This window comes from Mycobacterium sp. E2238, from assembly GCF_001672665.1.
Classification (GTDB): Bacteria; Actinomycetota; Actinomycetes; order Mycobacteriales; family Mycobacteriaceae; genus Mycobacterium.
On record NZ_LZKF01000153.1, the window covers coordinates 1 to 9,758 of the forward strand.

A 9,758-nucleotide genomic window follows, 5' to 3' on the forward strand; every position below is an offset into this window, starting at 1 on the left:
CCGGCCGAGGTCGGTGGTCCGCACCCAGTCCTCGCCCGTGGTGCGGACCTCGATGCGGCCCTGCTCGCCGGGCGGCATCTCCGTGTCGTCCTCGAGGGACATGACCCGGATCTCCCGGTCGCGCTGCGGGCGCCCGACGCTTCCACGTTTGGCGGTCGCCCACTGCCGGTGCAAGGCGAGGTTCCAGCCGGCCACCCCACCGGCGAATTCCGTTGCGCCGTAAGACGGCAGCACCGCGACGCCATAGCGGCACTCGAACCTCGTCTGTAGGTCGACCGGGAGATGTGCGGTGCCCGAGGTCACCACCTCGACGCTCGAGAAGGCCTGGGGGTCCACGCCCGCGTCGAGCACCATCGCCATCGCCGACGGCACCAGGCTCACAGCCTTCGGTCGGTGCCGCAGTAGAAGATCCACAAAGTCGCGAACCCGGAATCGCTCGAGGAGCGCGATCTTTCTTCCCTCGCAGATGTTGAGCAGAGTGCGGAACAGCCCGGACATATGCACCAGCGGCGAGGAGACGATGGCGACGCCGGAGCGCAGCCTGAGCTGCGAGGCACGCGTGGGCCTGGCGCTGTAATGTGCGCTCGCCGCTGCGACGGTGCGCTCAAAGGATCGGTAGGGCAGTGGTATTCGCTTGGGCGGACCCGTGGTGCCACTCGTCAGCATCTCAACGGCCACGCCGTCGCCGGACGGGCGGAACGGGCCCGGCCCGGGATGTTCCCGCCCCTCCACAACGGTCGCGCCGGCCGGGTCACTCGATACGCGAACACCCAGGGCCCCGGCGGCGGCGTCGACAACTCCGGCGCGCTTCCAGTCGGCCTGCAAAGCCACCACCGCAGGCAACCGCAGCTCGCGGATGTCCGCGCAGAGCCCGGCGTCGCCCTGTGCCGGGCTGATCGTGACCACGCAACCGCCGGTCAGCAACACGCCGAGCATGGCCCCGACCATCGCGGGATGATTGCGCAGCACCAGGCCGACGGGGGCTCCCTGGCCCAGACCGGCTGTCCGCAAATGGTTTTGAACGTCTGCGGCGATGTCCGACAATCCCTGCCAATCCACCCACCGGCCCTCATACTCGATCGCGGGCGCCCGCGGGTCGATGGCGAGCACCGCGCGGATGCGGCCGGCGAGTTGCTGGCTCAAGCCGCGGCTGCCGCGAGCTCGGTCGCCGCGGGGATCACCTCTTGGGCGAACAACTTCATCGACTCGTACACCTTCGTCCGGTCCATCGCGCCGCCGCGTGACATGCGCAAAATGATGTTGCGCCAGCCCATGTCGATGACGGTGCGCATCTTGTCCACGATCCGGTCGGGGTCACCCATCAGCGTCAGGTGCGAGTTCAGCACCTGCTCGTAGCTCTGCTTGTCGTGTTTCTCGAACCAGTCCGAGTAGGCCTTGTAGTCGGCCGGTATCTCGCCCCCGCGCTCGAACGGGCTCGAATACTTGCGATGGGTCTGGATGGAGAGCTCGACGCTCTCCCGCGGGTAGGTGCGGGCGAACGCGTCGTCGGCGTGGCAGAAGGCGTTGAGCAGCGCCCACACGTTGCCGGTGGCGGCGTCAAGTCCCTTCTGGGACTGTACCTTCAGGTAAATGTCCAGCGCGCCCTGCAGATCCGGATCCACCTGGTAGGGGTTTCCGATGATCGCCCCAAAGCCCTTCTCGGCCAGCCACTCGAAGCTCGACGGCGTCTTCATCACGGTGCCCCACACGGGGATCGGTTGCTGCACCGGCCGCGGGTAGATCGTGACGTCGTCGATGTGGAAGTACTTGCCGTGGAAGCTGACGTTCTCTTCGGTCAATAGGCGGCTGACGATTTCCACGCACTCCTGATATCGGCCGGTGGCCTCGTCCATAGAGATGCCGAAGCCGGTGAACTCGTGCGCCTGATAGCCGCGCCCGAAGCCCGCGTCGAAGCGCCCGCCGGATAGGACGTCGACCAGGGCGATGCGTTCGGCCAGCTGAATCGGCTCGTGGAAGGGCGCCACCATGCAAGCGGTGCCGATGCGGATGCGTTCGGTCTGCGCGGCGATGGCGGTCGCGACCTGCGGCAGGTCCGGGAGCATGCCGTACGGGGAGAAGTGGTGTTCGGCCAGCCAGATCTCGTCGTAACCGAGTTCCTCCGCCCAGCGCGCCTCCTGAAGCACGTTGGCCAGCACCTCCCGCTCGCTGAGGTGGTTGGGCTTGTCGCCGAGGATGAACACGCCGAACTTCATATCGGTCCCTCCCGCTGTTTGCATCCGCACAAGTAGTTGCATTGACTGCCACAATAATGCACGATTGAACACATATCGTCAATCCGTTCAGTAGGGGGACCCGTGGCTCTGTTCGACTCGGCGGTCGGAACCGCGTTGCCGCCGAGCACCTTCCGCTGGGGCGAGACCGACGTGATCCTGTACGCGCTCGGCGTGGGCGCCCGCCCGCCGTCCGAGCTGAGGCTGCTCAACGAGGCCTGCGGTCCCGACGTGCTGCCGACGTTCGCCTTGGTGGCCAACTGGTGGGCCGTCAAGGACCTGCGCAGTGTGCTCGAGCTCGGGACGTATCCGATCGTGCACTCCGCGCAATCGCTGGAGCTGCACCGGCCGATCGGCGCCGCCGGGGAAATGTCGGTGCAGGCCGAGGTGTCGGCCGTGTGGGACAAGGGCAAACACGCCGCCGTCGAGTTGACCAGTCGCGGCACCGGCCCGGACGGGACCGTGTTCGTCGCCCGGTCCCAAACCATGGTTCTCGGTGCGGGAGGATTCGGCGGCGACCGCGGACCCGCTGCCAAACCGGACCCCGACGGGCCGCCGGATGCCGTTTTCGACGACATCGTCCGGCCCGAGCAAGCCGCCCTCTACCGGCTCTCGGGTGACCGCAACCAACTGCACATCGACCCGGAAGCGGCCCGGAAGTACGGCTTCGACGACGTCTTCCTGCATGGGCTTTGCACCTTGGGGTTCGCCGCGCGGGCGGTGATTGATCGGATCGGCGACGGGGATCCCCGGTCGCTGACATCCTTGGCATGCCGGTTCTCCAAGCAGGTGAAGCTTGATGCCCCGCTGCGGACGGAGATCTGGCGAACCGAAGGTTCGGTGCGATTCCGCACGCTGCAGGGTGACGCCGTCGCCCTGAGCTCCGGAACCGCCTCGCTGACAAGGGTATGAGCGTGGACCAACGACGGGCCCGCGGGATCCGCAACAGACAGGCGCTCATCCATGCGGCGATCGAGCTGTTCTCCACTCAGGGCTATGAGGGGACCACCGTCGACCAGATTGCGGCGGCGGCCGGGGTAGCGCCGCGCACGTTGTTTCATCATTTCGCCAGCAAGGAAGACATCCTGTTCGACGGCTATGCCGAGCGGCTGCAGGAGGCGATCCGCCGCTTTCGCGCCGCGCGCTCCGACTCCCTGTGGGACGCACTCGCCGAGACGTCGATGGCGGTGGCGCAGGCGATCGTCGATCAGCCCGACATGTTCCTGGTCCGCGCGCGGATGTATCACGGCCTGCCGGCTCTGCGCGCGACCATGCTCCGGATCAACGAGGACTGGATCGATCAGCTCACCGCCGAGGTGGCGCGCTGGCTGGGAAGCGACGCCCAACCGGACTTGCGGCCTCGGCTGGCCGCCACGCTGATCAACGCCGCCAACCGCGCCGCGATCGATTCGTGGGTCGCGGCCGGGGGTCGGGGTGAGCTGTCGGCACTGATGGCCGAATCCGTAGAGCTCGTGCGGCCCTCGATCGCCGCGATCGAGCGCACCGGCGCGAGGTCCGAGCCGGGGCGGGGAGGTGGGCAGCGTGTCGGGTGAATCCCGCCCCCTCGCCGTCGTCACCGGGGGCGCGCGAGGCATCGGAGAATCGATTGTGGCCGCGCTGATCTGCGGCGGCCACCGGGTGGCCGCGATCGATGTGAATGCCAAAGCCATTGCTCGCGCCCAGGATTCGGACGAAGCGAGATCGGGATTGCTCGTCCCGATCAACCTGTCGATTACCGACCGCAACGCGGTCGAGGACGCGCTGACCAAACTGGCCGACCGGTTCGGGCCCGTTCGCGCCCTGGTCAACAACGCGGGGATGACGCTGCCCGCCACCTTTCTCGACCAGACCGACGAGGACTGGGACCGTATCGTCGAGGTCAACCTGAAGGGCACCTTTGTGATGGCGCAGGTGGCCGCCCGGCAGATGGTCGCCCACGGCGGCGGGGCCATCGTGAACGTCAGCTCGGTGTCGGCGCACGGCGTGCGCACCGGGCCGCCGGCCTACGCGGCCGCCAAGGCCGGTGTCGAAGGACTGAGCCGGCTGATGGCCGTTCAACTCGGTGTGCACGCCATCCGGGTCAACACCGTCGTGGTCGGCACCACCGCGACACCGTGGCTGTTGTCGCGCAAGACGCCCGACGAGCTGGCACAGATGCGCCGGACGACATTGACCGGAAACATCGGTGAACCGGATGACGTCGCCGGCGTGGTGGCGTTTCTCTGTTCGCCCGCGGCCAAACATGTAACCGGTCAGCTCATTTCGGTGTCGGGCGGGCAGTGGATGCCATGACGTCGATGCGGAACGACGAAACAGATGCTGATGTAGTGTTTACTGCTACGAATCGATGCCAGGGGATGTCGTGGAACTGAAGAGAATCCTGTTCGACGTCAGCGAGCAGGTCGCCACCATCACGATCAACCGACCGGAGCGGCTCAACGCCACCGACGACCTGACCCGCACCGAGCTCGGCATCGCGTGGGCGCGGGTGCGCGAGGACCCCAATATCCGGGTCGCCATCATCACCGGAGCCGGCGACCGCGCGTTCTCCGCGGGCCAGGACATCCGGGCGACGGCCGAGGGCGGCATCCGCAACAAGATTCCCGGCTCGCGGCTGCACCACAACGTGTGGAAGCCGGTCATCTGCGCCCTCAACGGAATGGTCGTCGGCGGCGGCTTGCACCAGGTCGCCGACGCCGACCTCATCATCGCCGCCGACCACGCGGAACTGATCGACACACATCTGGCCGTGGGCAACGTGTTCGCGCTCGAGCCCGCTGTGCTGCTGCGCAGAATGCCGTTGTCGATGGTGATGCAGCTCGGGCTGATGACCAAGCAGGGCCGGATCAGCGCGCAGCGGGGCTACGAGATCGGCCTGATCAACGAGGTCGTGCCCGCCGACCGGCTGCAACAGCGGGCGCGCGAAATCGCCTTGGACATCGCCAAACTCTCCCCCGCGACGGTGCAGGCGTCGATCAAGGCGATGTGGAGCAGCCTCGATGTCGGGCTGCACGCGGCCAACGACGTCGCCTATCGCTATGTCCTGCAACACCAGCTGACCCACCCCGACTACCGGGAAGGGATGCTCGCGTTCGCGGAAAAGCGGGAACCGCGGTGGGTCCAGGAATGAGGCGCTGATGAGTTGTGGGATGACGCGCCATGGCTGAATCCGCACGAACGTTCAGCTACGACCCGCTGCCGTATGCCCCCGCCGTGCCGTCGATGCTGGCCGACCTGGTCACCACCTACGGCGACAACGATTTCGTCGTCAGCTTGACCGGCGAGGGGACGATCGAGCGGATCACGTACGGGCAGGCCGACCTTCGGTCGGCCGAGATGGCGCGCCGCCTGCTCACGGCGGGCGTGACCAAAGGCGTTCGGGTCGGGATCCTGGCGCCGAACGGGCCCGATTTCGCGGTCGCCTTCCTGGCGGCCACCCGGATCGGCGCCGTGGCGGTGCCGATCAACACCTTCTTTCAGCCCCCGGAGTTGAGCTGGCTGCTCCGCGACGCCGACATCCACACGCTGCTAGCGGTCGAGTCGCTGCTCGGCAAAGACATCCTGGCGCGCGTCGTCGACGCCACGGGTGAGTTACCGCGCCCGGGCGCGCCGCTTGCGCTCGAACGGCTGCCCCAGTTGCGCAACATCTTTGGCCTCGGCAACACCGAGCGGGCCTGGCCCAGCGCGTGGCCGGACCCGCTGCCCGAAGCGTTTCTGCGCGCGTGCGAATCCACCGTCCGCCCGTCCGACGACCTGGTCGTCATCTACACCTCGGGAAGCACCTCGGACCCCAAGGGCGTCATCCACACGCACGGCACCGCGATCACACACTCTCGCTTCGTCGCCATGCAGCACGAGTGGAAGCCCGACGACCGGGTCTACATCCCGATGGTGTTCTTCTGGGTCGCCGGGTTGGTCTTCGGTCTGCTCGGACCGATGCAGACCGGCGCCACCATTCTCACCGAGCACAAGTTCGATGCCGGCGACGTTCTGCGCCTGCTCGAAGGCGAACGGGCCACGTACGCAACGGGATTCCCGCACGTGGGTCGGGCACTGGCGAATCACCCCGACTTCGCGTCCACCGATCTGTCCAGGCTGCGCAGGGGATACCACCAGGTCCTGCTACCGCCGGAACTGCGCGCGGCCGACCCGTCGCTGCTGGTCACACAGTTGGGGATGACCGAAACGTGCAGTTCACACACCTGGTGGCCACCACACGAACCGGTGCCCGAAGGCAAGCGCGGCTCACTCGGGGTATCCGCACCCGGCTACCAGCACAAGGTCGTCGACGAGTCGGGCGCGGGGGTGCCCAACGGGACGGCGGGGGAAATCTGCGTGCGGGGGACGGCCATGATGCGCGGCATGGTCGGACGGCAGCACAGCGACCTGTTCGACGCCGACGGCTGGTATCACACCAAGGACGCCGGCTACCTCGATGATGACGGGTTTCTGTATTTCGCCGGGCGCACCGACGACATGATCAAGACCTCGGGCGCGAACGTCGCGCCGGTGGAGGTCGAGGCCGTGATCTGTGGCGTCGACGGCGTCCGGATCGCCTATGTCGTCGGCGTTCCCGACCCCGACAAGGGTGCAATCGTCTGCGCCGTGGTCGTGCTCAACCACGGGCGGCGGACGTCGCAGGACGAACTCGCTGCGGCGTGCCGAAAGGATCTCGCCGCGTACAAGATTCCGAAGCGGTGGGTGATCCTCCCCGACGATGAACGGCTGCCGTACACCACCACGAACAAGATCGACAAGCCCCGGTTGGTGCAGTTACTGACGTCGGGGGTGCTGGCATGACCGGGTTGGAGGCGCGGATCGCCCGCCTCGAGGCCATCGAGGAAATTCGTCAGCTGGCGGCGCGGTACGCGGTGGCGTTGGACACGCGCGACTTCGATTCCCTGGCAAATCTTTTCGTGGACGACATCGGCGTGCCGGGCAAGCGCCGCGGCCGCGATGCGCTGCGCCAATGGTACGACGCAGAGGTGCGGCCGACGCTGCTGGGCAGCGCGCACGGTGTCCTCGGCCATGTCATCGACGTCCACGACGCCGACACCGCGAGCGGGCTGGTCTATTCGCGCAACGACTTGGAAACCGAGGGCGCGTGGTTCATCGAGATGCTGGCCTATCTGGACCGCTACGAACGGCGCGACGGCCATTGGTATTTCGCACGCCGCATTCCGCTGTTCTGGTACCGGAGCGACATCACCGACCCGCCGGTTGGTCCGAAGAAGGTGCGCTGGCCCGGAAGCCCGCGCCAGGACGGCTCGTTCCACGACGCGTTCCCGTCGTGGGAGGCATTCTGGGCCGCCGACCCCGGACGCTTCGACGCGCCGGTCCCGGCCCCGGCCGCCTTCGGCGATTGGTTGCGCACCCTGCGCCGGGGCGCTGAAGCACCGCGGGTGAGCCCGACCGGTCGCGCGCCCGCGGAGTCGTGATGTCGGGTCGTGCAATGGGTTTCGGATTCACCGACGAGCAGAATGAGTTGCGCCGCGTCGTGCGCTCTTTTCTCGGAAGCAAGGCCGACGAGGCAGGCGTGCGCGGCCACATGGAAAACCCGGTGGGCTACGACCCGTCGCTGTGGGCGCAAATGTCCGGCGAACTGGGCCTGGTGGGGCTCGCAATCCCGGAAGAATTCGGCGGTCAGGGGTACACGTTCGTCGAACTCGGCGTCGTGACCGAGGAATTGGGGCGCGCCCTGGCTCCGTCGCCATACTTCGCGTCGGCGGTACTGGCGTCGAGCGCGCTGCTTGATTCGGGTGACTACGCCGCCCAACAACGATACCTGCCGGGAATCGCGTCCGGAGCGACCATCGCCAGCCTGGCCGTCACCGAGGAGTCGGGCCGCTGGGAAGCCGGTGCGATCCACACGCGGGCGCGAGAAACGGCACACGGCTGGGTGGTGGACGGAGCCAAAACCTATGTCCTCGATGGCTGCAGCGCCGATGTGCTGTTCGTGGCCGCCCAGGCCGACTCCGGATTGTCGTTGTTCGCCGTCGACCGGTTCGACAGCGTCGCCCGACGCGCGCTGTCCAGCCTGGACCAGACTCGAAGACAAGCCCGCATCGAATTCACCGCAACGCCGGCCTCGCTCGTCGGTCGTTTGGGCGGCGCGGAGGAATTGTTGCGGTCGACCCTCGCGCTTGGCTGCGCCGCGCTGGCCGCCGAACAGGTCGGCGGCGCGCAACGCTGCCTCGAGATGGCCGTCGCCTACGCGAAGGCCCGCAAACAGTTCGGCAAGCCCATCGGCTCATTCCAGGCCATCCGGCACAAGTGCGCCGATGTATTCCTCGACATCGAATGTGCCCGCGGGGCAGCCTATTACGCGGTGCGGGCCGCGGCCCAACGCTCGCCAGAACTGCCGGCGCTGGCGTCGCTGGCCAAGGCGTGCAGTTCTGAGGCGTATGCCCGGGCCGCTGCTGCCAATATCCAGATTCATGGTGGGATCGGATTCACCTGGGAGCATCCGGCCCATCTGTACTTCAAGCGGGCTCAATCGTCAGGGCACCTGCTGGGCGACGCGTCCTATCACCGGGGGCTCCTCGCGGACGAGATCGGGCTCTGAGGGGGTCAGAAGTCCGTGCCCCCGTCGATGTTGACGGCCGCGCCGGTCATGAAAGCTGCCCTGTCGCTGAGCAGGAAGGCGATCAGCTCGCCCGCTTCTTCGGGACGCCCGCCGCGGCGGAGGGCAACCCGCATGTTCCAGTCCGGGTTGCTCGCGAGGTGCGTATAGATCGCGTCCTCCAGCGCCACCCCGTACTCTGCCGCCCGCCGGGCGCGGATGAAATCGTTGACCTCGGTGTCGAACAGCCCCGGGCATACGGTGTTGACCCTGATGCCCTCGGGGCCATGTGTTTTCGCCAGGATCTTTGACAAGGTCAACACCGCCGCCTTGAGCGCGTTGTACGGCGGAATCAGGATCTTCGGCGCCCGAACGGAATACGCGGCCGTCGTGACGATGGTTCCACCGCCATTGCGTTGCAGGTGCGGGATGACCGCGCGGCAGGAGCGCACGGTTCCCATCAAAATCAACTGGTAATACCAGTCCCACGACTCGTCGCCGTGTTCGAGGAACGGCCCCTGTTGATTCATCGGTCCCGCGGTGACGGCCAGGCCGCGCAGCGGCCCCAGGCTCGCCGCCGCCTCGTCGACAGCGCGATCCACCCCGTCGCCCGGGGCGGCCGCGTCGACGGCGATTCCGACCGCCCGCACTCCGTAGTCTGCGGTCAATTGCTCGGCCCGCGCTCGGGCACGCTCTCCGTTACGAGCCAGCAGCGCCACGTTGGCACCGTCGGCCGCGAGCTGCCGCGCGGCGGCGAACCCGATACCGGTCGTCCCGCCGACGAGAACGAAATTGCGTCCCCCCAGGCCAAGCTCCACGCGCTGCCCTCGTTTCTGGCGTCACCGCCGACGTCAGCCATACTAGACAGCAGGACGATGTGTGTCGCAATGACTACTATCCGGGCCCAGTTCAGTGACGAATAGGCCCATCAACGGAACACAACGCCGAAATTTGTCGCGTAGCAT

10 protein-coding genes are annotated in these 9,758 nt (G+C 67.2%); 7 read left to right on the forward strand and 3 right to left on the reverse strand.

The features are described 5' to 3' along the window. On the reverse strand, positions 1-1,143 hold a 1,143-nt coding region (locus A5711_RS13410), incomplete at its 3' end, for a class I adenylate-forming enzyme family protein (RefSeq protein ID WP_231987473.1). Continuing rightward, positions 1,140-2,213 (reverse strand): LLM class flavin-dependent oxidoreductase, encoded by a 1,074-nt coding sequence (locus A5711_RS13415; protein WP_067947212.1) that lies wholly within the window; start codon positions 2,211-2,213, stop codon positions 1,140-1,142. The genes A5711_RS13410 and A5711_RS13415, both read right to left, overlap by 4 nt. Before the next feature lie 102 nt (positions 2,214-2,315). On the opposite strand from A5711_RS13415, the gene A5711_RS13420 reads away from it, so the two are divergent. The 7 genes from A5711_RS13420 (at position 2,316) to A5711_RS13450 (ending at position 8,796) form a co-directional block, all read left to right on the forward strand. Further along, positions 2,316-3,143, forward strand: coding sequence for a MaoC/PaaZ C-terminal domain-containing protein (locus A5711_RS13420; RefSeq protein WP_067947214.1), 828 nt, complete (start codon positions 2,316-2,318; stop codon positions 3,141-3,143). 2 nt (positions 3,144-3,145) lie between these two features. Then, the gene (locus A5711_RS13425; RefSeq protein ID WP_067947225.1) at positions 3,146-3,784 is read left to right on the forward strand and encodes a TetR/AcrR family transcriptional regulator; all 639 of its coding nucleotides are present in this window, start codon (positions 3,146-3,148) and stop codon (positions 3,782-3,784) included. Beyond that, complete coding sequence (locus A5711_RS13430; protein WP_067947227.1) at positions 3,774-4,523, forward strand: SDR family NAD(P)-dependent oxidoreductase; 750 nt, start codon at positions 3,774-3,776, stop codon at positions 4,521-4,523. The genes A5711_RS13425 and A5711_RS13430 overlap by 11 nt, the downstream gene beginning before the upstream one ends. 70 nt (positions 4,524-4,593) lie before the next feature. Then, positions 4,594-5,361 carry an enoyl-CoA hydratase-related protein gene (locus A5711_RS13435; protein WP_082953492.1) on the forward strand — a complete coding sequence of 256 codons (768 nt, stop codon included), beginning with the start codon at positions 4,594-4,596 and terminating at the stop codon, positions 5,359-5,361. Between the two features lie 29 nt (positions 5,362-5,390). Beyond that, the gene (locus tag A5711_RS13440; protein ID WP_067947217.1) at positions 5,391-7,031 is read left to right on the forward strand and encodes a class I adenylate-forming enzyme family protein; all 1,641 of its coding nucleotides are present in this window, start codon (positions 5,391-5,393) and stop codon (positions 7,029-7,031) included. Further along, a complete protein-coding gene (locus A5711_RS13445; RefSeq protein WP_067947219.1) occupies positions 7,028-7,669 on the forward strand; it encodes a nuclear transport factor 2 family protein in 642 nt (213 codons plus the stop codon). Before A5711_RS13440 ends, A5711_RS13445 begins: the two co-directional genes overlap by 4 nt. After that, entirely contained in the window at positions 7,669-8,796 is a 1,128-nt protein-coding gene (locus tag A5711_RS13450) for an acyl-CoA dehydrogenase family protein (RefSeq protein ID WP_197520144.1), read from the forward strand. Before A5711_RS13445 ends, A5711_RS13450 begins: the two co-directional genes overlap by 1 nt. A 5-nt stretch (positions 8,797-8,801) precedes the next feature. On the opposite strand, the gene A5711_RS13455 is transcribed toward A5711_RS13450, so the two are convergent. Further along, the gene (locus A5711_RS13455) at positions 8,802-9,611 is read right to left on the reverse strand and encodes an SDR family NAD(P)-dependent oxidoreductase (protein ID WP_082950287.1); all 810 of its coding nucleotides are present in this window, start codon (positions 9,609-9,611) and stop codon (positions 8,802-8,804) included. Positions 9,612-9,758: the final 147 nt, after the last annotated feature.

Excerpts from the sequence above, each read along its gene's own strand:
- A5711_RS13445 (WP_067947219.1), top strand. The coding sequence starts at position 7,028 with ATGACCGGGTTGGAGGCGCGGATCGCCCGCCTCGAGGCCATCGAGGAA.
- A5711_RS13415 (WP_067947212.1), bottom strand. The coding sequence starts at position 2,213 with ATGAAGTTCGGCGTGTTCATCCTCGGCGACAAGCCCAACCACCTCAGC.
- A5711_RS13440 (WP_067947217.1), top strand. The coding sequence starts at position 5,391 with ATGGCTGAATCCGCACGAACGTTCAGCTACGACCCGCTGCCGTATGCC.
- A5711_RS13450 (WP_197520144.1), top strand. The coding sequence starts at position 7,669 with ATGTCGGGTCGTGCAATGGGTTTCGGATTCACCGACGAGCAGAATGAG.